The 22,102-nt window shown below is 34.1% G+C and carries 21 protein-coding genes and 1 tRNA gene; 14 read left to right on the top strand and 8 right to left on the bottom strand.

Translation table 11 applies throughout. From position 1 onward, the window contains the following. Positions 1–105: 105 nt before the first annotated feature. The 4 genes from carB (at position 106) to DD829_RS00095 (ending at position 5,094) form a co-directional block, all read left to right on the top strand. Positions 106–3,285 carry a carbamoyl-phosphate synthase large subunit gene (gene carB, locus DD829_RS00110; protein WP_108409345.1) on the top strand — a complete coding sequence of 1,060 codons (3,180 nt, stop codon included), beginning with the start codon at positions 106–108 and terminating at the stop codon, positions 3,283–3,285. Positions 3,286–3,403: 118 nt separating this feature from the next. Beyond that, positions 3,404–3,892 (top strand): hypothetical protein, encoded by a 489-nt coding sequence (locus tag DD829_RS00105; RefSeq protein WP_116547414.1) that lies wholly within the window; start codon positions 3,404–3,406, stop codon positions 3,890–3,892. Between the two features lie 137 nt (positions 3,893–4,029). After that, positions 4,030–4,650: a hypothetical protein gene (locus tag DD829_RS00100; protein ID WP_116547413.1), complete on the top strand. Its 621-nt coding sequence runs from the start codon at positions 4,030–4,032 to the stop codon at positions 4,648–4,650. A gap of 12 nt (positions 4,651–4,662) precedes the next feature. After that, positions 4,663–5,094: an SRPBCC family protein gene (locus DD829_RS00095; protein WP_116547412.1), complete on the top strand. Its 432-nt coding sequence runs from the start codon at positions 4,663–4,665 to the stop codon at positions 5,092–5,094. A 40-nt stretch (positions 5,095–5,134) separates the two neighbouring features. Here DD829_RS00095 and DD829_RS00090 read toward each other — a convergent pair whose 3' ends face one another. After that, positions 5,135–5,374: a hypothetical protein gene (locus DD829_RS00090; protein WP_116547411.1), complete on the bottom strand. Its 240-nt coding sequence runs from the start codon at positions 5,372–5,374 to the stop codon at positions 5,135–5,137. A 34-nt stretch (positions 5,375–5,408) separates the two neighbouring features. Next, positions 5,409–6,254 carry a hypothetical protein gene (locus tag DD829_RS00085; protein ID WP_116547410.1) on the bottom strand — a complete coding sequence of 282 codons (846 nt, stop codon included), beginning with the start codon at positions 6,252–6,254 and terminating at the stop codon, positions 5,409–5,411. 112 nt (positions 6,255–6,366) lie between these two features. Here DD829_RS00085 and DD829_RS00080 point away from each other — a divergent pair, with 112 nt between their 5' ends. The 6 genes from DD829_RS00080 to DD829_RS00055 all read left to right on the top strand — a co-directional run bounded on the left by DD829_RS00080 (position 6,367) and on the right by DD829_RS00055 (position 11,756). Next, positions 6,367–7,518 (top strand): ATP-binding cassette domain-containing protein, encoded by a 1,152-nt coding sequence (locus DD829_RS00080; RefSeq protein WP_108411685.1) that lies wholly within the window; start codon positions 6,367–6,369, stop codon positions 7,516–7,518. 21 nt (positions 7,519–7,539) lie between these two features. Beyond that, the gene (locus DD829_RS00075) at positions 7,540–9,417 is read left to right on the top strand and encodes a hypothetical protein (protein ID WP_116547409.1); all 1,878 of its coding nucleotides are present in this window, start codon (positions 7,540–7,542) and stop codon (positions 9,415–9,417) included. A 216-nt stretch (positions 9,418–9,633) separates the two neighbouring features. Beyond that, the gene (locus tag DD829_RS00070; RefSeq protein ID WP_108411168.1) at positions 9,634–10,239 is read left to right on the top strand and encodes a DUF2911 domain-containing protein; all 606 of its coding nucleotides are present in this window, start codon (positions 9,634–9,636) and stop codon (positions 10,237–10,239) included. A gap of 2 nt (positions 10,240–10,241) precedes the next feature. Further along, the gene (locus tag DD829_RS00065) at positions 10,242–10,772 is read left to right on the top strand and encodes a GNAT family N-acetyltransferase (protein WP_108411169.1); all 531 of its coding nucleotides are present in this window, start codon (positions 10,242–10,244) and stop codon (positions 10,770–10,772) included. A gap of 383 nt (positions 10,773–11,155) precedes the next feature. After that, a complete protein-coding gene (locus DD829_RS00060; RefSeq protein WP_076393650.1) occupies positions 11,156–11,515 on the top strand; it encodes a cupin domain-containing protein in 360 nt (119 codons plus the stop codon). Positions 11,516–11,525: 10 nt separating this feature from the next. After that, positions 11,526–11,756, top strand: coding sequence for a hypothetical protein (locus tag DD829_RS00055; RefSeq protein ID WP_108411170.1), 231 nt, complete (start codon positions 11,526–11,528; stop codon positions 11,754–11,756). A gap of 47 nt (positions 11,757–11,803) precedes the next feature. Here DD829_RS00055 and DD829_RS00050 read toward each other — a convergent pair whose 3' ends face one another. Together DD829_RS00050 and DD829_RS00045 are read right to left on the bottom strand one after the other, a co-directional pair. Further along, on the bottom strand, positions 11,804–12,547 hold the full coding sequence (locus tag DD829_RS00050) for a dienelactone hydrolase family protein (protein ID WP_108411171.1): 744 nt from the start codon (positions 12,545–12,547) through the stop codon (positions 11,804–11,806). A gap of 422 nt (positions 12,548–12,969) precedes the next feature. After that, positions 12,970–13,401 carry a type I restriction enzyme HsdR N-terminal domain-containing protein gene (locus DD829_RS00045; protein ID WP_116547408.1) on the bottom strand — a complete coding sequence of 144 codons (432 nt, stop codon included), beginning with the start codon at positions 13,399–13,401 and terminating at the stop codon, positions 12,970–12,972. A gap of 7 nt (positions 13,402–13,408) precedes the next feature. On the opposite strand from DD829_RS00045, the gene holA reads away from it, so the two are divergent. From holA to DD829_RS00025, 4 genes are all read left to right on the top strand, one after another. Beyond that, a complete protein-coding gene (gene holA / locus DD829_RS00040) occupies positions 13,409–14,446 on the top strand; it encodes a DNA polymerase III subunit delta (protein ID WP_108409519.1) in 1,038 nt (345 codons plus the stop codon). Positions 14,447–14,630: 184 nt separating this feature from the next. After that, complete coding sequence (gene trxB, locus DD829_RS00035; protein WP_108409520.1) at positions 14,631–15,572, top strand: thioredoxin-disulfide reductase; 942 nt, start codon at positions 14,631–14,633, stop codon at positions 15,570–15,572. Between the two features lie 232 nt (positions 15,573–15,804). Further along, a tRNA-Ser gene (locus DD829_RS00030) sits at positions 15,805–15,892 on the top strand. 250 nt (positions 15,893–16,142) lie between these two features. Continuing rightward, on the top strand, positions 16,143–17,354 hold the full coding sequence (locus DD829_RS00025; protein WP_108409521.1) for a site-specific integrase: 1,212 nt from the start codon (positions 16,143–16,145) through the stop codon (positions 17,352–17,354). A 95-nt stretch (positions 17,355–17,449) separates the two neighbouring features. Here the strand turns inward: DD829_RS00025 and DD829_RS00020 are convergent, their stop codons facing one another. The 4 genes from DD829_RS00020 to DD829_RS00005 all read right to left on the bottom strand — a co-directional run. Beyond that, the gene (locus tag DD829_RS00020; protein WP_116547407.1) at positions 17,450–19,126 is read right to left on the bottom strand and encodes a DUF262 domain-containing protein; all 1,677 of its coding nucleotides are present in this window, start codon (positions 19,124–19,126) and stop codon (positions 17,450–17,452) included. 59 nt (positions 19,127–19,185) lie between these two features. Next, a complete protein-coding gene (locus DD829_RS00015) occupies positions 19,186–20,124 on the bottom strand; it encodes an STING domain-containing protein (protein ID WP_116547406.1) in 939 nt (312 codons plus the stop codon). Then, positions 20,121–21,182 carry a hypothetical protein gene (locus DD829_RS00010; protein ID WP_116547405.1) on the bottom strand — a complete coding sequence of 354 codons (1,062 nt, stop codon included), beginning with the start codon at positions 21,180–21,182 and terminating at the stop codon, positions 20,121–20,123. Before DD829_RS00010 ends, DD829_RS00015 begins: the two co-directional genes overlap by 4 nt. Before the next feature lie 668 nt (positions 21,183–21,850). After that, on the bottom strand, positions 21,851–22,102 hold a 252-nt coding region (locus DD829_RS00005), incomplete at its 5' end, for a hypothetical protein (protein WP_228408088.1).

Genomic DNA, 22,102 nt, shown 5'->3' with positions numbered 1-22,102 from the left:
TAAAATTCAGCCACTTCGTGGCTTCCCAAAAGCAAAAGAACCATGAGATGGTTCAACAAAAATAGCCACGGATGAAATCCGTGGGATAATAAAAAAAGAAGAAAAATGAAAAGAAACGACATAAAAACAATTTTAGTAATCGGTTCAGGTCCTATCATTATCGGTCAGGCGGCGGAATTTGATTACGCAGGAACGCAGGCTTGCTTATCTTTAAAAGAAGAAGGCTACAAAGTAATTTTGATTAATTCAAACCCTGCAACCATTATGACGGATGTTGAAATCGCAGATAAAGTATACATCGAGCCGATTTCACTTCAGTTTGTAAGTCACATCATCAGAAAAGAACGTCCCGATGCACTTTTACCAACGCTTGGAGGACAAACTGGACTGAATATGGCGGTAGAACTGGAAAAATCAGGAATTTTGGAAGAATGCAAAGTTGAGGTGTTGGGAACAAAACTTTCAGCCATCAACAGAGCGGAAGACAGAGACCTTTTCCGTGAACTGATGAGAGAACTGAACGAACCCGTTCCGGAATCTGATATCGTAAACACAGTAGAAGGAGCATTAAATTTTGCCGACAGAATCGGGTATCCTGTTATTGTTCGTCCGGCTTTCACTATGGGTGGAACAGGAGGAGGTATCGCTTCCAATGAAACTGAACTTAAAGAAATTGCTGAATTAGGATTGAAACACAGTCCCGTAACACAATGTCTGATTGAAAAATCAATCGCAGGATTCAAAGAAATAGAATACGAAGTAATGCGTGATGCAAACGACAACGCCATTGTGGTTTGTAACATGGAAAATATAGATCCGGTTGGAGTTCACACAGGAGATTCAATCGTTGTGGCGCCTTCTCAGACGCTTTCAGACAGGGAATACCAGTTGTTGAGAAACGCTTCACTGAAAATCATCAGAGCATTAGGAATTGAAGGAGGATGTAACGTACAGTTGGCTTTAGACCCGCATTCATTCGATTACTATATCATCGAAGTAAACCCAAGAGTTTCGAGATCATCCGCTTTAGCATCAAAAGCAACAGGTTATCCGATTGCAAAAATCGCTGCGAAGATTGCGGTAGGTTTAACACTGGATGAAATCATGAATCCGGTAACAGGAAAAACATACGCTTGTTTCGAGCCGGCTTTGGATTATGTAGTCACTAAATTTCCAAGATTCCCTTTCGATAAATTCGAAACAGCGGACAGAAGATTATCAACCCAGATGAAAGCTACGGGTGAAGTAATGGCAATCGGAAGAAATTTCGAAGAATCTTTACAGAAAGCCATCCGTTCTCTGGAAACAGGAATTAAACATATTGGTTTAAAAACCAAGCAGGCAGCAGCTTTAACGGCTGAAGAAATTGAAAGAAGAATCAGAGTTTGTGATGACGAAAGATTATTCATCATCGGAGATGCTTTAAGAAGAGGGTACGACTGGGAACAGATCGTAGAATGGAGCAAAATCGATAAATTCTTCATCTGGAAAATCAAAAAACTGATTGATTTCGAAAAGACAATCGCAGAAAATAAATTCAGTAAAGAAATTTTACTGGAAGCCAAAAAACTAGGTTTTGCAGATGTAAATATTTCAGTTCTTTGGAACGTGACGGAGCGTGAAGTGTTCAACTTCAGAAAAGAAAACGGAGTAATGCCGGTGTACAAAATGGTAGATACCTGCGCTGCGGAATTCGAATCTGAAACCCCTTATTTCTACGGAACTTACGAAGAAGAAAATGAATCTGTGGTTTCAGATAAAGAAAAAATCATCGTTCTTGGTTCAGGACCCATCAGAATCGGACAGGGAGTTGAGTTTGATTACGCAACGGTTCATTCGGTTTGGGCAATCAAAGAAATGGGCTACGAAGCGATTATCATCAACAATAATCCGGAAACCGTTTCTACAGACTTCTCGATTTCAGATAAACTATACTTCGAACCTTTAACGGAAGAAGATGTAATGAACATCATCGAGCTGGAAAAACCAAAAGGAGTGGTCGTACAGTTCGGAGGACAGACAGCCATCAATTTGGCAGATAAATTAGCCGCTCACGGAGTTCAGATTCTGGGAACTTCCCTGGAAGATCTGGACAGAGCGGAAAACAGAGACAAGTTCGAAAAAGCGCTTCAGGAAATGCAGATTCCGCAGCCTTTAGGAAAAACATCGGTTTCAAAAGAAGAAGCGATAAAAATTGCCAACGAAATCGGTTATCCGGTGTTGGTTCGTCCGAGCTACGTTTTAGGAGGAAGAGCAATGGAAATCGTGTACACGGAAACAGAACTGGCGCACTACATGGAAAATGCAGTGGAAGCAAGCCCAGAACACCCTGTTTTGGTCGACAAATACATGGTGGGAAAAGAAGTGGAAATTGATGCGATCTGTGACGGTGAAACAGTAATCATTCCGGGAATTATGGAGCACATCGAAAGAGCGGGAGTTCACTCCGGAGACTCGATTGCAGTGTATCCTCCACAGAATATTTCACCAAGCGAAATCGAAACTTTGGTTGATTACACCAAAAGATTAGCGAAAGGATTAAATGTGATCGGATTAATGAACATCCAGTATGTTCTTTTCGAAGGAAACGTGTATGTGATCGAAGTAAACCCAAGATCATCGAGAACCGTTCCTTTCTTATCTAAAATTACCGATGTTCCGATGGCAAATCTGGCTACAAAAGCAATTTTGGGACAGAAACTGAAAGATTTAGGCTACGAAAGCGGACTGGTTCCCAATAAAGAAGGGGTTTTCGTAAAAGTTCCGGTGTTCTCTTTCTCAAAATTAACGAAAGTAGATATCTCTTTAGGACCTGAAATGAAGTCTACAGGAGAGGTTATGGGGAAAGACACCACTCTGGAGAAAGCTTTATACAAAGGATTGGTTGCGGCAGGAAGAAAAGTTCCGATGCACGGCTCAATTTTGTTCACGGTTGCAGATAAACACAAGCAGGAAGCAGCTGATCTGGCAGCAAGATTCCACGAAGTTGGTTTCAGAATCTGGGCAACGGAAGGAACAGCGAAATTCTTTGAGGAAAAAGGAATTCCATGCAAAATAGGATATAAAATCGGGGAGGAGAGTGTCAACCTGATCGACCTGATCCAGAAAGGAAAAGTACAGTACGTTGTCAACACCATGACGAAAGGAAAACAGTCGGAAAGAGACGGTTTCCAGATCAGAAGAATGAGCGTAGAAAACGGCGTACCTTGTTTAACATCCATGGATACAGTAGAAGCGATCCTGAAAGTTATCGAAAGCATGAGTTTCAAAATGGAGACGATGTAATTTTTAGATTATTAACGGATGATATAAATCAAACCTAACAGGTTTTTAAAACCTGTTAGGTTTTTTGTTTTAATAATAAGAATGTCTAAATTAGATTTTTATAGCATAATCTAAAACTATGTGTGAGAATAAAAAATATATAATTTTTTGCACCTGTAACGAACAAGAATTAAATAGTATTCTAAACTTAGAAATAGAATCGTTTAAAATATTTGACAATAAAGAAGAATATAATAAGCAGATTTATTATTGGAAATTAGAAAAAACTGTCCGGGAATTAACATTTGAAGAAAAGCGTAGAATTATGGGGCAGATTATTAGACCTTCAGAAAAACTTGATCAAGACCTTACTGCTGAATTTGTTATGGAAGCTCTGAATAATAATGCTGAATTTGATTTTGACTACAATCCTGAAGATGGAGATGAATTGCTTATCGGTGTAAGTTATAAATATCCTCAGGTTGGAAATCATTACAGACCTCTTCTGCCACAGCCTATGACATTTGTTTATGAAAACAAAGAATGGTACTTTGGGTATATTGATCATTTTAGATATAAACAAGTAGAACTCAAAAAAGGTAGTATTACATTCCGTAAAAGTATATGAGGAAAAGACTAATGTAATGTCTGAATTTTGAAAACTTTGTGATATATATTCGTAAAAACTTTTTTTTCAATTTTTAGTTCAAATTTCATCAAAAAAATAGGTAGTTCGCTAATCATTTTCTATAATCACAAAATGGGATGTTAAAAAAAATAATAACGTCAATTTTAAAGAATAGCAGTGAAAATAAAAATTTAGATAATGCTTCCGATTCACTTGTTTTGGAAAATATTAATGAATTTTTTGCTGAATATCCGATAAAAGATGTTCAATGTAAGCACAATATTTTAATAGATTATGAAAAGATTTTTGAGGTCTATGACGGTAAATTTGGATATTTAAGTTATCTGCAATTTAAATCTTCAGATGATTCAGAAATTTTTTTAGGCTCTTATCCGATGAACGGAGCCGATTTGTGGAAATGTAAAAAATGTGGAAAGCTCAAATTCTTTTATACCGAAACAGGCGGTCATTTTCCTCAGACTTTATCTGTTGATGTGGATTTTAATAAGAAATATCTTTCAGATCCCTTTGCAAAATCAGTCTCCATAAAAGCCGAAAAATTGAGTGATTTTATCACTACATTTGGTTTTTCCGAATTGCAAAATTCTGAAAAAATAGAAAAATTTAACGGAATTAAAGTTATTGATAAATCAAAAAGCTATATTTTTGGTTATCATGAATTTAATGGAGATATAGCTTTTAATGTGATTGCAGATAAAACTACTTTGAGAAAAATATATGATTTTGAAAATTCATAAAAACACAAAACGATGTCAGCACAAAATTTCTCTTACACGTTCACCACTTCAAAATCCCCTGAAGAAATCTTCAGTACTTTAATCAATCCCCGAAACTGGTGGATTGATCTGCATCATGAAATCATTACCGGAAGATCTGAAAATCTGAATGATGAATTTATTTTTGATGCCGGAGATGGAGTTCATCACACCGTTCAACGACTTATAGAAGTAAATCCTTACGAAAAAATTGTTTGGGAAGTGATAGAAAGCAAACTCACATTCGTAAACAAAATGGACGAGTGGACCGGAACAAAAATTTGTTTTGAGATTTTCAAAGAAGCCGATAAAACAAAAGTTGTTTTCACGCATGAAGGCTTGATCCCACAATTTGAATGTTTTGGTGGGTGTTCTGGTGCATGGTCGCAGTATATGGAAAAGTTGGAGAAAGATTTGAATCAATAAAATTTTAAGATTTTGAAAGAAAAATTATCTGCTCTGTTTATTATTCACTATAATTATAATATTTAGAATTCATTTCATTAAGAAAAGTATCAATTTCAGTATGTTGTTGGTAGGATCTTTCTTTTATTTTTTGAAGACTCTTTTTTTGTTCATCCGAAAGCTTGAATTCAGATTTTTCATCATCTAAAATTCCTTCTATATAGCCTAAAACCCTCTCCAAAATATTTTCAGGGGCATCTTTCAGAATTTCATTGATATTTTTTAATGTAGCAGATTCCATCTTTTTTGTTTTAAACAAATTTATAAAATATTACTCAATTCATTTTATAATAAGTTTTCTTAAAATATTTACTCGGTTTAATATAAACCTTCTTTCTTTCCGCATCAAAAATCCAGTTGAACCTCCTCAATAAATCTGCTCCGAAATAGCTGGATTTCTGAATTTTAAGCTCGCCTGCGAAAAATCCTGCTGAAACATCTTTCAAAATAAAATTTCCGATTTTAAGAACAGGCAAAATTCCGTTTTTGGTGATAACGCTTTGTCCGGATGAGTTCTTCAATGTTTTTTCGCCGGTTACTTTTAGCTTTTTGTCGAGTTCTTTGCCATCTGCAAATTCATTGCTGTAGAGAATCCCACCGGAATATCCGGATTGAAGAAGAAAATAAGCTTCTACATTTTGCTTTTCAATGATACTGTTCGCAGGAATAAAAAGCTGTTCATTTTTTAAAAGTAATGGAACTGACTGATAACCCTTTAAATCCGGCATTTTATCATACACTACAAATCTGCTGTTATCATAATCGATCTTAAAAATTTTTCCTTTAAAAATTCCGGTTCCGATTTTTCCGTCTGCTTCATGACCGGTCAGTTCATTATCGAAAAATCTAATATTTTCATATTTCTTTTTGCCGATTTTTATCGTATTTCCGTTGCTTATTTCATCTTTAAAAATAATATGATCTGCATTTCTTTTCCGGTCCGGAGAAATGGACGCATCTTCCATAGCAATCTGAAACATCAGATCCAGAGAATCTTTGTCATTTACTAAAGTTTTAACAATGATGTTGTTATGCTTTGTAATTCTGAACGGAATGATTTCCTGAGCCTGAATGGTTGATAAAAAAGATAATAACAAAAGCGATGAAATTATTTTGAACATCTGATTCTAATTTTACATAAAAATAAAATTAGTTTTTATTTGAGCCAAAAGAATTGTGGGGAAAAGAAATTTTATATCTTTAAAACCTAAAAATTAATAACTCTGAAACCAAATGACGAAACATCAGAAAAGAGTAGCCGAAGTCTATCATTTTTTCGACAATAAAGATACTGTTTTAGGATTTAGAAAATTACTGGACTGTGCAATGGATACTCAGAATATGGAGATCTACAAAGAAGCTGTCGCATTAACTGACTGGAAAGAACAGTTTCCTTCGTACACGGATGAGCTCATCGAAAAATCAAAAAATCTTCTTCAGAAAATAGAAAAAATTCCGGTAAAAGAACAATCACTGGAAAAATCTGTACTGAGAGCCAGAAATATTTTAAAGTCCTACGGAAGCAACCGCTTTTCGCTGGGTCCTGTTTCTGTGGAAATGAATAAAGGACAGGTTTACGGTTTGGTAGGCGAAAACGGAAACGGAAAAACAACGTTACTCAGAATTCTGGCAAAGGAAATTTCCCACAACGAAGGAGAGCTGAATTATTCTTTCAATGAAGAGCCTAAAAATGAATACGATCTCCGTACAAAGCTGGTTTACATTCCGCAGAGAACGGCAAAATGGTACGGAAGTTTAAAGGACAACCTGAAATTTGTATTGGCAAATTACGGCGTGAAACCGGAAGAAAACGAAACACGAACTTTAATGATGATCGCCCGTCTCGGACTTTGGAATTACAAACATCTGAAGTGGAGCGAACTTTCTTCAGGCTACAAAATGCGTTTTGAATTAGCCAGAACACTGCTCAGAAAACCGGAAATTTTATTACTGGATGAACCTCTTGCCAATCTGGATGTTTTGGCGCAGCAGGTTATTCTGGAAGATTTAAAATCGATTGCAAATTCGGTTAACAATCCTATTGCATTGATTTTGAGTTCACAGCAGCTTTACGAAGTAGAGAAAATATCAGACAAAGTCATATTCCTGAAAAACGGACAGTACAAAGACAATTCTGAATTGGTAAATGAAGAAAACGACGGACTGATTATCGAAATTGATACCACAAATTCCAGAGAAGATTTATTGAAAGCATTTGAAGGCTTCCCTCTTGAAAAACTGAATTTCAACGGGGGAGTGTATGTTGCTCATTTTTCAGCAGATACAGAGTTTCATACGGTGATGTCCGCGCTCGGAAATGCCAGAATGAATGTGGTGTACATCCGTAATATTTCTTCTTCAACCAGAAGATTTTTCGTAAGCTAATTTTCTCAAATTCAACAAAAAATGCAAAAAATAAATAAAATCAATCAATATCTGCTCGAAAAATATCCGACGGTCTGGAATACCAGAATTGTATGGATGCTTTTGGCGAGTGCAGTTCTTCATATTTTCTTTTTTATCGTAGGTTATATTTCTCACGCAGATCCGGTCTCTTTACAGAAAATGAATGTAAAAGATGATTATTTTCGTGAAGGAATGATTTTTATCCACCTCATTATTTCCGTTCTCATGATGGTGGGATGGCTGATTATGATGTTTAAAAATAACGCATTCAAAAACTTTTATCCTTCTTCAAAAGGGAAATTGTTCCTGCAGTTTGTTCAGTACTTCATTATTATTTTTGCAGGTACTACTTTTTATTTTTCTTATATGACGGGTTTTAAATTGTTTATCAAAAACAAATATCCCGATCAGGAAATGACAGAAAACATCAACGTTATTAATAAAGCCAATGCTTTTCTTTCTCAGGATCTTGAGCATTATACTTTGGATAACAGAACTTTTCCAAAGTTTTACGATCTGTATTGCGAGACCGACATCAATAAAATAGACCGGAATCAGAAATATTTTGTGTACTATAACAGAGTTTATCAGTTCTATAACTTATATTCAAAAACCGTTTATAAAAAAGATAAATACGGAGATTTCCTTTTCCCATCAGGTGAAACCGAAAAGAATCTGGCGTATGAAGAAAATAAAAAAGGTTCTAAAACATACTATTTCAAGAAAGATGTAGTGGATATGTCACCTTACATCAATACCACGGATTTAACGTATTATAATTTTTCTGATGTATTTTATAGTGATGATTATTCAGGAAAGGATTATTTGAGGATGCAATATTCCGGTGAAGAGCTTTATGACGGATATAATCAGACGATTAAAGACTCTTATAAAAAGAAGAGATTCGAAATCAACAGATTTACAACGGATCTGCTGAATAAAAAAAATCCTGTTGAAATTGAAAAGCTGCTAAAAAGTTTTCTTGATATTTCGAAGAAATTCGGAATAAACAATAACCTAGATTCAAAAAGCTGGGTGAAAGTGATCTATCATCCCAATGATTTCAACGTAAGATATTTTATTAAAAAATACAAACCTCTTCCGGATGAAGAATATGATGTAAATAATGTGCCAATGGATGAAGACGGAAATTATATATACACTAAAACTGTTACAGATTCTGCGGCTGCAGTGGTTGACGGTGAAGTGGTAAATGATTCCGTTCAGATCAGAGACTTTAATCCGGATATTGATAATCAGCTTTCTCCGGCGGAATATTTTAAGAATAACACCACAGATTACTACTATTATTCAGACAATCTTCAGAATCTTCTGAATAATGTGGATCTTATAAAATCTACGGATTTCTTTTCAGAGAATATTCATATTTATATCTGGATCGCATTTTTCCTTGCTACCATTATTTTCAGCTTCAGAATAACAGGGCTTAAATCTCTTCTTTTCAGCGTGATTAGTGCAGGCGTTTTATTTTTGGCAGTTGTTCTGGTAACAGTGTTATTTTCTGCTTCGAGCGGAAGAAACGGAATTGAATTTTTTGTTTCCTATTTTGTTTTTTTCATAGGACTGGCTATTTTACTCCTTCCGATTGTGATGATGAAAAGCCTTAAAAAACTTATCGCTTCAATCCTTATCAATATCTCTTTAAATGGTTTTGTACTTTTTGTATTGCTGATCTTTTTTATCATTAATATCCATCAGGAAGAAAGCTGTGAACAGATCAATATCATGTCTTATGACTGTCCGACAATTATCAAAACATTAGGATTCAATCTCAGCTATATTATTTTAGCCTGCGGATTCATCTTTATGTATCTGTATACTTCCGTTCTGCATAAATGGAAAGCAATGCCGAATTAATTTTCATTAACAATTGAAACTTATCTAAACTTTTGATTATTCTGAAAATAGCTCTATAAAATATCTTTAGTTTCTTTTATGGTTAAATTTAAAACCTGTTGAAACAATAAAAAGCCTATTTAAACAAAGAGTGGAAAAGGCTTTTTTAACAAATTTTATCATGGCAGAAAATGATTTTTATATTCAATTTCGTAATTTTAGGCAAAATTTAAAAAAGTGAAAAAGTTATTATTTGCGATTTGTATATCAGCTTCAGTTTTCAGTTTTGCGCAGGATTATTCTGTACCGGCAGCAAGTCCGCGCCAGAAAGTAGAGCAGCAGTTTTCAATGTCTAAAATCACGATCGATTACGGAAGACCGGGGGTAAAAGGACGTAAAATCTTCGGAGAACTGGTTCCTTACGGACAAGTTTGGAGAGCGGGAGCCAACTCGTCTACTAAAATTACCTTCGGACAGTCTGTGAACTTCGGCGGAAAAATTGTTCCTGCCGGAACATACGGATTATTCATCGTTCCGACAGAAAAAGAATGGAAAGTGATCTTGAACAAAGATTTCCAGCAATGGGGAGCCTATACATATGATGCAAAACAGGACGTTGTAGACGTTACCGTTCCGGTTAATAAATTAGCAGATAAGCAGGAATGGTTCGAAATTACTCTGAATCCTACCGGCGAAAACTCTGCAAATCTCGTGTTGAAATGGGACATGTCTCAGGCAGAAGTCGCTTTAAAACCTTCAAGTCCGGAAGCCGTAAGTAAAATTGCAGACAAGTTGAAGGAAATCAAAAAGATAGAATCTGACGCAGCAAAATCAAAAGGCTAAACATGAACTTTTCTATTCAGACTGTTTTAGAAAACGAAAAATATCAGTTAATCCCCTTGCAACAAGGGGATTTTGAGTCTTTATACGAAGTGGCTTCCGATCCTAAAGTCTGGGAACAGCATCCCAATAAAGACCGCTACCGAAGAGAAGTCTTTGAAAATTTTTTCAGAGGAGCAATAGAAAGCAAAGGCGCCTTTAAAATTATTGAGAAAGAAACAGGAGCAGTTTTAGGAAGCAGTCGTTTTTATGATTATGATGAAGCAAAGAACAGTATTTTTATCGGCTACACGTTTTACGGAACAAAATCTTGGGGAAAAGGAATCAATCCGCAGATTAAAAAATTAATGCTCGATTATATTTTTCAGTTTGTAGACGTGGTTCATTTTCATATTGGGAAAGAAAATTACCGTTCCCAGATTGCTTTGGAAAGACTGGGCGGAAAGAAAATCGCAGAGCAGGAAGTCGCGTATTTCGGAGAACCGACCAGAACTAACTTTGTATACGAAATCAGAAAAGAAAGCCATTGGGTTTAATTTTTTTTTTGCAGATTTCACATATGGAGTTTGTTTAAATTTTTTTAATAAAAATATTCTTGTTGGAAAATGCAAAGACGCAAGATTTTTATTTATCTCAAATTTTTAAGGCGCAAGAAAATCAAAGATTTTCAATAAGGATTAATGCTTAATTTTATCGCAGATAAAATCTTTGCGCCTTAAGATAAGACAATATTTAATGAATATTTCGCGCCTTTGCGATTGTTATAACTATTAAGTTTTAACATCCTATGGTTTAACAATTCAGATCTTATTGATCTGCGTTAGTTTTTATAAGTGAAACGGCTTTGTGAAACTAAAAAGCGATCACTAATAAAAAACTTGGTTTACTTAGTGTTCAAAAAAATAAAAAAATAAATAAAATGAAGAAATATAAAATTCAGCAGTCCCCATTCGTTGTTCCTACCACAGACGGGAAACTCATTGAAGAACATTGGGGAAATTCAACAGGAAATTCCAATATTTCTATTGCACACATGGTTGCACCGCCCAACTGGAGCGAGCCGCATCAGACTCCCGAATTTGATGAATTTACCTTAATTATTTCAGGAAAAAAACAATTTGAAATTGACGGCGAAATTGTTGTCTTAGAAAAAGGACAAAGTATTTTAATAGAAAAAGGAGCAAGAGTGCGATACAGCAATCCGTTTTCAGAAGAATGTGAATATGTTGCCATCTGTCTTCCTGCTTTTTCTATGGATCTTGTAAACAGGGAAGAATAAGAATAAAAGTATGGCGCTGCAAATTTGTCCGAAATGTAAAGAAAATACCTTTACGTGGTTTATCAACGGAAAGTCTCATGTAACGGTTTGGAGCTGTTTCAATTGTGATTATGAAGCAAAGGAAAACGAAAGTGAGGAATGCATCTGCGAAAACTGCGGAAAGAAAACAAAAACAAAGCTTAAAGATAAAGAAACCGAATATTTCTGGTGTTCTGACTGTAACACGACAAGCGAACTATAAAGAAAACGACCTCTAAAATTGGAGGTCGTTTTTTATAAGGATTATAACTATTTCAGTAGCTCTTTCAAAAACATCAGCGTGTGGTTCCACGCTCTTTTTGCCATCACTTCATTATAATCCGGCGATTTCGGATCGGTAAAAGTATGTTTGGAATGTGCATACGTGATGATTTGCCAGTCCGCATTTCCATCATTCATTTCCTTCACCAGATTATTGTAATCCTCCGGACTTACCCCTCTGTCATCGGCAGGATTTTCCACCAAAATTTTTGTTGAAATCGGTCCGTTTTTTCTCGCCTGATCCTTTCCGATGCTTCCGTGGATAGAAACAACGCCCACCACAGGAAGATTTCCCCTCGCTGATTCCAAAGCTCCGGTTCCTCCGAAACAATAGCCGATAACCGCAATTTTTTCAGGAATTGCCCCGTTTTTTTTCAATTGTTCCAACGCAAGTGAAATCCTTTTCTGGTACGCTTCATAATTTTTCTTGTAATATCCCGAATTTTTCGCAGCCGTATCCATATTGGTCGGAATATTTCCCTCCCCATAAATATCTGCAATAAAAGCAACGTATCCTTGTTTTTCAAGTTCGGCAGCAGCCGTTTTCGCTTCATCATCAATTCCTTTCCACGCAGGAAGAATCAGAACTCCGGGAAGTTTTTTCCCCGCATTGGAAGTTACCAATCCATTAAGTTTCTGCGCGCCGTCCTGATAAGCGACAGGTTTCAGATTCTGACCAAAAAAAGTCACCGAAGTCATTAAAAACGAAGACAATAAAAGTGAACGTATCATATTTTGTAATTTAATTTTTTTTAGAAGCTGTTTCCCGCTTTCGCTACTCGCTTTTTCTTGATTTCGGCGGTGGCTTCGCCACCGCCGAAATCAAGAAAAGAGCTCAGACACGCCGCTCAATCGGGGCTAAATATCGGTCTGTTTTATCAATACTGCAACAATACCATCAATACTTCTGCCAAATTCAGCCAATCATTATTAAGATTTAATCAATAAAAATTTTGAACTTCAGTTATTTATCCCAAAAGTTAAGATTTTCCTGTCCGGATCCTTTCATATTGACCTACCATCGTATTTTTAATTATTGAAAATAAATCCAAAGCTTAAATTACTAAAAATAACTCAGAACCAATAAAAATATAATTTCATTTAATTTTTCACAACCAATTTAACCTCTATCAACCTTAACCTTACCCTCAATCTCACTCCGGCTTATAAAACAGATACTGCTCATTCTCATAATACGCATGAATGTGCTGCAAACCATTCGTTAGAACAATCTCTTTCGCTCCGATTACAGAATTATATCTTGCGGTTTGTTCAAAAGTTTTCTCCGTTAATTTAATTTGGGGAGCTTTGCATTCAATTAAAATTTTAGGCTGTGTTTTTTCGGTAATTAAAAGATCAACTCTCTTCGTTAAACCATTTAAAACAATCTTTTTTTCCGTAATTAATGCAGAAGCAGAGTAGGATTTTACCGTAAGATAATAATGGATCCAGTGTTGGCGTACCCACTCTTCAGGAGTCAACAAAAGGTAAGTTTTACGAACCAAATCATAAATAAAAAACTTATCTTTGTCTTTCTTGAATTTAAAATCAAAAGTTTCCTGAAAATTCAGTTTTGGAAGTTCCATTTATAAGATGAAAGAATTAGATTTAATCCTCAAAAATATTAAAAATAAAGAAGTTTTACCGATTTATTTTTTTCACGGAGAAGAACCCTATTTTATAGATCTTGCTGTAAAAGCTCTCGAACACGACTTTCTGACGGAAGATGAAAAAGCATTCAACCAGACCGTAGTGTATGGCAAAGATACCACTTATCAGGAAGTTCTCTCTTTGGCGAGACAGTTTCCCATGATGGGCGACAAACAGGTAATCATTGTAAAAGAAGCACAGGATTTAAGACTCGCTGAAAGCGAAAGCAATGCTTTGGAAATGTACGTTCAGAATCCTGTTCCGTCCACCGTTCTGGTTTTTGCGCACAAACACAAAAAATTAGACAGCCGAAAGAAAGTCACCAAATCGTTAGAAAAAGCGAAAGCATTATTTTTAAGCGAATCAATCCGCGAAAACAACCTTCCCAAATGGATTGCAGACGAATGTGCCGCACTAAAAATAAAAACAGCTCCGAATATCTCACATCTTTTAGCGGAATATTTAGGAAACGACCTTTCAAGAATTGCCAATGAGCTGAATAAACTGAAAATTATCCTGAAAGAAGGTGAAATTTTAGACGGAACCATCATCGAAAACCACATCGGAATCAGCAAAGAATACAATGTTTTTGAATTACAGAAAGCTTTAGGAACAAAAAACGCCAACGCAGCATTTAAAATTGCACATTTTATGGGCAAAAACCCTAAAAACAATCCCTTTGTCATGATGTTGGCAAGTTTATACAATTACTTTTCCAATGTTATTATTTACAACACCATGATTGGTCAGCCGCCTCAGACAATTGCTGTACAAATGGGAGTGAATCCTTATTTTATAAAAGATTATGCAGAGTCGGCAAGATTATATCCTTTAAAACATGCAACCAGAGTCATTTCAATTTTAAGAGAATTCGATATGAAAGGAAAAGGATTGGGCGCAGTAAATATGAGCGAAGCCGAACTGATTAAAGAATTGGTTTACAAAATTATAAATGTCGATAAAATTAAGATGAAAGTATGATTTTGATAATTGTTGTTTGTTGATTGACCTTAATTTTACCATCATCTGACAGCCAACATCTAACAGCTACTATCGAAATTCAACATATTAGATATTGACAACTATCATTAAAATAACTTTAAATAAACAGTAAAATTTCCGAAATTAGCACTCGGAAATTTTAAATTTTTTTGAAAAGCAGAATATGGAGCAAAATATTTTAGATTGTGTGATCGTTGGATCTGGACCTTCTGGTTTCACAGCGGCAATTTATGCAGCAAGAGCAGACTTAAAACCTGAACTGTACACAGGTCTGGAGCCGGGCGGACAATTGACTACAACTACTGAAGTCGACAACTTTCCGGGATATCCGAACGGAATTACAGGTCCTGAAATGATGATGGATTTGCAGAAGCAGGCTGAAAGATTCGAAACAAAAGTACATTATGAAATGATTACTAAAGTTGAATTTTCAAAAGAAGTAGGAGGAGTTCATAAACTGTACGCAGGAAATAAAGAAATTTTTGCTAGAACTGTGATTATTTCTACCGGAGCTACTGCGAAATATTTAGGTCTTGATGACGAAAAAAAATATAATGGAGGAGGAGTTTCCGCGTGTGCTACATGTGACGGATTTTTCTACAGAGGAAAAGATGTTGTGGTAGTAGGAGCAGGAGATACCGCAGCGGAAGAAGCTACTTATCTTGCAAAGCTGGTGAACAAAGTAACCATGTTGGTAAGAAAAGATGAATTCAGAGCTTCCAAAGCAATGATTCACAGAGTGAATAATACGCCCAATATTGAAGTGAAATTCCACCACGAGTTAATTGGAATTGAAGGAGAAAATAACCTTGTAGAAAGAGCAGTGGTCATCAATAATCAGACTCAGGAAAAATCTACAATTGATGTTCACGGAATCTTTATTGCTATAGGTCACAAACCGAATACGGATATTTTCGTGGGACAGATTGATCTGGATGAAAACGGATATATTGTAACAGAAAAAGGTTCTTCAAGAACAAATCTTCCGGGAGTTTTTGCAGCGGGAGATGTTCAGGATCACATCTACAGACAGGCGATTACAGCGGCAGGAAGCGGTTGTATGGCAGCCATGGATGCAGAGAAGTATCTTGCAGAATTGCATTAATCTTCAGATTAGATATTAAAATATGAAACGCATCTTTCGGGATGCGTTTTTTTTTGTTAACAATACAGACAAATATTTTTACACAGCCCTAATTGCAAGGTTTTTTAAAATAATTCATCTGATTTTTAGTTCATTATTAATTTTTGTTAAAATTTATTTTAAAATATTTTGTCAGAATTCAAAAACGTTCTATATTTGCACCACTGAAAACGACGATCTAATCGGAGTTTCTGGAGAGTTGGCAGAGTGGTCGATTGCGGCAGTCTTGAAAACTGTTGACTGTAACAGGTCCGGGGGTTCGAATCCCTCACTCTCCGCCAGTTGGGAAACCAAAATAAGCTAAAACGCTGTAAACATCAATGTTTACAGCGTTTTTTGTTTTAGCGCAGTATTAAAATAAAACAAAAAAGACCATAATAAAAGTGACCTATTCAGTGACCGATCAAGAAAATATCAAAATAGGTCACTGAAATCTTTGGAAAGCCTGACCAATAGGCAGTCTAACGATTGAACATCTTGCAAAAAGTGGTAACTATTAGTAAATTATTAAACCATTAAAGTTATCACACAATGAACAAAACATTCAACCTTTTATTCTACATCAAAAAGAATAAAATCAGAACAAACGGAACCGCTCCTATCTATTTACGAATCACAATAGATGGCAAGGCAGCAGAGATTGCGGCTAAAAGGTATATCGACCCTAAGAAGTGGGATAATAAAGCACAGAAAGCTATAGGTAATAGCCAAGAAATTAAGACACTGAACTCTTATCTTAAAACTTTAGAACAGCAAGTATATGATTTCCACTTTTTAATGCTGAAAGAAGAAATTGTTGTTAGTGCAGAGAGTTTAAAATCTAAACTGCTTGGAACGGATATTGAGAAAAGAATGCTCATTCCCATATTCCAGGAGCATAATGACAAAGTGGAAGCTTTGGTCGGTCAGGATTTTGCTCCCGGAACACTGGAACGTTACAAAACATCTTTAAAGCATACCCAGGAATTCATTTATTGGAAATACAAAGTTTCTGATATTGATATCACGCAAATCGATCACGGTTTTGTCAGTGATTATGATTTCTGGCTACGTAGTGTCCGTAAATGCGCAAACAATACCGCTGTGAAATACCTCAAAAATTTCAAAAAGATCATTCGTTTGTGTATGGCGCACGGTTGGATCACCAAAGATCCTTTTCTCGGCTATAAAGCAAAAATAAAAGCTGTGGAACGTCCTTATCTTACCAAAGAAGAAATTCAGATGATCTACGAAAAGGAATTTACATCAGACCGATTGAATCAAGTTCGGGACATTTTTCTATTTAGCTGCTACACCGGATTGGCTTATGTGGATGTAAAGCAATTGTCAAAATCTAACATCAACGTCGGGATTGATGGAGACCAATGGATTTTTACTCATCGTCAAAAGACCGATACCTCAACCAGAGTTCCGTTATTGCCTGTGGCTCAGGAGCTGGTTTTAAAGTATGAAAATCATCCGCAATGTGTCAATTCGGATATTCTGTTTCCTGTTCTCAGCAATCAGAAAATGAATTCTTATCTAAAAGAAATTGCGAGTGTATGTGGAATCAATAAGGATTTAACGTTTCATATTGCAAGGCATACGTTTGCTACTACTGTTACGTTGTCCAATGGTGTTCCCATTGAAAGTGTGAGTAAAATGCTTGGGCATACAAATATCAAAACGACACAGCATTATGCAAAGATCCTGGATAAAAAAGTGAGTGATGACATGGCTATTTTAAAGAAAACTTTTAAATAATAAATTTGGATTATCAGACTAGTTGAATTAGCCAATACAAAATCACTTAAGTTCTTCAATTGAATATAATTGTCGTATTAAGTATTGGCTAAATTCTAAATATCATCACTTAGTTCAAGTTCCTCCTCTAACTCATTATCATTTTCTGTCTGGACTTCATTTCCTGTTGTTTGACTAATTAATTTTAACTGTAATTGATCGCAGACAGCAGTTGCTCTTTTATCAATAAATGTTTCAAAATCGTTACTCATTACTCCAAATTCATCTTTATCAAATATCAGATGACTTTCTAGTGATTTATCTATCTCGCTGTTAGATTTTATAAACTCATTGATGTATTCTGCAGGTGCTTTGGCCTTAATTTGTCTTTTATTTAAATAATCATCTACAATAGTGATGTTGAATATATGATTAACTAAGTTATTAGAGATGTGTGGAAAATTTTTTCTCATATATGCCTTAGGGAAAAAATGATGGTAATTTTTACTTGTTGAAACTTTGAGCCAAGAATTATCAATTCTTACGCTCAAATTATTATTAAATGACCTTGGATTATTCATAGAATATAAGCAAAGTATAGCTTTTATTAAGCTTCGACCAGTACTGAAATAACCTATATTTAGTAAATTCTCTTTGTCAATGTTCGTATTCCATTCATAAGTAGGAAGTTCACCACTAATTATCTTATCAATTTTATCTATATCTTGTGCAAGTTTACCTTCTACACCATTTGAATATCTGAAACCTAAGGAGCATCTCCAAAAAAAATCTTCTAACATCTTTAACATATTCCCCGATGGCGTAACTTTATGCTTATAAAAGTAATAGCTAAATGGAACAATCAAAGCATTATATGGCAATAGTCTAGATACTGCTATTCCATAATTTCTGAAAAAATCAACTGTCATTTTTATTGAATCGGTAGCAGAAGTCCAATAATCAATAAATTCATTCTTATCGAGCTTTAAGATTTGTTTCCTAGTAACGTCTTTTGCTATAAGCATTGATACAACCTGTAAAACAGTTGAAGAAGAAATAGTTTCGTAATTTACTGCTGATAGTTCTTTCTTTAATTCTTCATATTTTTCTGACAAATCAAATTTTCTATTTGCATCGTATGTTTTAGCTACCATTATTTCAAATAATGTGAGCTCTTTCCCTCCTACATTTAGACGGGTAAAAACTTCAGTTGCAACGTTAATGTCTGCATTTTTCAAGTTTACACCTCTAAAATTATATCCTTCCAATATTTGACGATATTTAGTTAATAGAGGTTGTTTATCATTTGGAAAACTTGCTAAAAAAGCAAAATCAGTTCTCATAAGATCTGCCAACCTTATAAATGTTTTATCAGCTCTTTCGCCAACATCTGTTATGACAATATCATTATCAGAATCACATTCTAAATCTATAAAAATTTTTGAATAGTCATCTATTTTACCATCGTCACGCTTTATAGAAACACCTTTAACTGCCGCAAAGAATGAAGTAATTCTTTGCTGTCCATCTAAAACATAATTTACAAATTCACCTTTGTTTTGAGTTGGAAGAGAAAGATTGCCAATGTTTCTTACCGATCTTAGCTCTTCATTTGTTCTCCAATATATAAATGTTCCTATTGGAAATCCCTTAATTATACTATCAATAAGTTTTGCAGAAGATTTTACATCCCAAACAAATTTTCTTTGAAATTGGGGAATCTTAATTTGTCCTGTAGTTATTTCATTTACTATTTGTTCAAAATTTTTATCGCCATTATCTAGTGTCGCCATTATGTAAAGAATTTATTTTAGATTAATGAAGTTTACTTTCAGTAGTAATTTATGCAATATTACAATTCGGAATCTCTTTTAACATTTACCATTTCATCAAAACCTCCTCTAATCAACAACATCTTTAAAGTAGTAATAAATCTTCTTAGCTCTCTATCTAAGATTGAATTGTAATCTGGACTTTGCTTATTAAAATCATTGGGTAATAGATTTGATATTGCATAATTGATTCCTGTTATTATTGTTGGAAAATCAATAAATTCTAGAGTATCATTTTTTATTTGAGTATCTACACTAATTTGCCTTGGCCGACCAGAATACTTAAATGATACATTTTCTGTGGTAAACATACCTTTTAGTCTTTCAAATTGTAAATTTACGTCTTGATTAATTTTTTCAGGAACAATAATATTTAGTTTACACTTTTGATAGTGTTCATTGTCTTTTGAAAATCCATTATTATCAATAATAAAACGGCAAATAGGTACAATTAAATTTTCATAATAGACCGAAGCTAGTGTTGCTGATGGGAAAAAATTAATTTCATCATCGCCGCTAGCCAAAAACAAATCTTTTATTGACTTTGTGCTATTAATAATGCTTGTAGTATCACTTGAATCAAATCTGGCAAGTGTCAAACCATTAAAGTCAGAAGGTAATTTAATTTCTTTATCAATAAGAAATGCACATTTCGATGTTCCTAATCTTCCTGTAAATAATCCTAATTCAAATAGCACATTATCTCTTGGTTGAAGCATTTCAACTCCACGAAACATTACATTATCGTCTTTTGTACCTATTAATATACCATAATCATATTGTAAAGATGCTTTCAATAAATCAGCTAAGAAATTTTGATTTATTTTAAAAACAGAAGTATCCCATACATTATCATTCCAAATTGTTACATCAAAGTTTTCTGATAAGACTTCTTTTACAAGTTCTGCAATTTTTAACTCTTCAGATGATGAGCCGATAAATAGTTTTTTTTTAATCATTTTGATAGTACGTTTATGTGTAAGTCTACGAAAATCGACTGGATTTCATTCAATATTAGTTTTAAATTCTCAAGTTTATCAGAATTATATCTAAAAATATATTCACGTCCGTCTACGGAAATTATATTATCCGAATGTGATTTATTTTCGCAAATACTTTTGATTTGAAGATATAAAATGGGTACGAGCTCATAGAAAGAAAGATTTTGATATTTTGAAACTTCGATATCATAACAGATTGCATTAATATCAAAGCTGGAAAGCTTAATTTCATTATTAGATAAAACCTTAATATTTTTTATAAAACGTATCATTTTTTTTAGCCTGCCATTAGTTTCAGTACTTCGATCATTAATTCTCTTGATGCTTAAGAAAGGATAATCCGCATTTTCTCTTTGATGTTTCTCTTTATTATAAATTTGAATTCCCCTATATTCTCCTTTATCATTAATAATTGAAGTTACATCATCGTACCAGTTTGCAATAACAATATCGACTTCTCTATTAAGACTTAGATTCTTTACCTTTATTGATTTTGGTTTGGTATTGTCACAAATGCTATATACATCAGAAAGAATTTCTTCACTCTTCAATCTATTATATCGTAAGTCTTCAAGAACATTACCTTGATATGATGACACATTGATTTCTTTCTCCATCTTGTCGATAGATGAAGAGAAATACTTAATTCTTTCTTCTGTATTTTCTAATATCTTCCTTACAGTATAATTATCAACTTGATAAAATTTTTCGGAAATAGTCAATAAGTCAATATCACTATATGCTTTTATATGGGTGTTTGTCATTACAGACCCTTGGTATCTAAAACTTACTTGTGATAGCCCCTTTAGTAAATGGTCTTTTACTCTTTCCCCTGCATCTTTACTTTTTTGTGTATACTCTGGTTCCACCCCTTTCATCGCAGTTCTGATAAATACCAGAACATCACTGTAAGAAATAGTTGATAATTCATCACTAAATGTTTTTGTTAATGCTTTGTGTTCTGGATTTATTCTATTACGAACAGACTCTGTAAGTTGGTTATAATTTTTTGGCATTATCGTATTACTATTTTTGAATATTGTTTAAATAATTTATAAAAGGTTTTCAAATATAGAAAACTGCATATTTACTTTTTTACGGATTTCCATAAAAACAAAAATAAAAACCGTTCGAAAATTCCTGTTCAGTATTTTCACTGAAATTAATTCCCGTTATAAATTCTTTATACTTCAAAATAGATCACAACTTCTTCAGAATTGATTATGATATGCTTCTTTTTGTGAAATTCATAACCTTCGACTTCACTGGTCAAAACAGAATTTGTCCAAGCTTATATAAAATTATAAATCAATATGTTTAGAATGAAGTTTTGCATATTTATGTTCTTCATGAGTGAGTTTATCAAAATCTATACATTGACTATTAATTGCTAATAAGTGTAATTAAAAGAATATATAAAAAATAAGCAAGGTTAAAAACCTTGCTTAAATCTGTGTTGTCCAGGCCTCGATCTGCAATGTTGAATCACATATTCTAGACGTCCAAAACGTATTCTAGTATAAGCTCTTACAAAAACAGGTCTCCATCCAGAGCAAAAAAAACAATTTTCCATTACGGGTAATTTTTAAAGTTAGCATCTTTAAAATTCCCCTGTTGAATTGTTTATTATAACAAAGATAGATAATTATCGTATTAATTCAAAATTGGATTACATTCAATCAACTTATTCTAAATATCTGTAAAAATGATCTAAAAAATGCTTTTCATTTACCATCGATTTTAATAACAGAGCATTACTTTCATCAGTATTACAATGTGGATTTTTAATACTATGATATCCCACTTTTTTTGTGAACTGTTCAGCTTCTATTTTTCTAAGTATTAATCTTATTTTTTCTGACATTTTTTCGTAGGCAAATGCTATTTTATATAGTGTAAAAGTTTTGATATCTGTAATAATATATCTATGTACAAT

The sequence above is a fragment of the Chryseobacterium sp. HMWF035 genome, from assembly GCF_003094695.1.
In the GTDB taxonomy this organism is placed as follows: Bacteria; Bacteroidota; Bacteroidia; order Flavobacteriales; family Weeksellaceae; genus Chryseobacterium; species Chryseobacterium gambrini.
The sequence above is the reverse complement of the archived record's forward strand: the minus strand, read 5'-3'. Positions and strand labels throughout refer to the sequence as shown.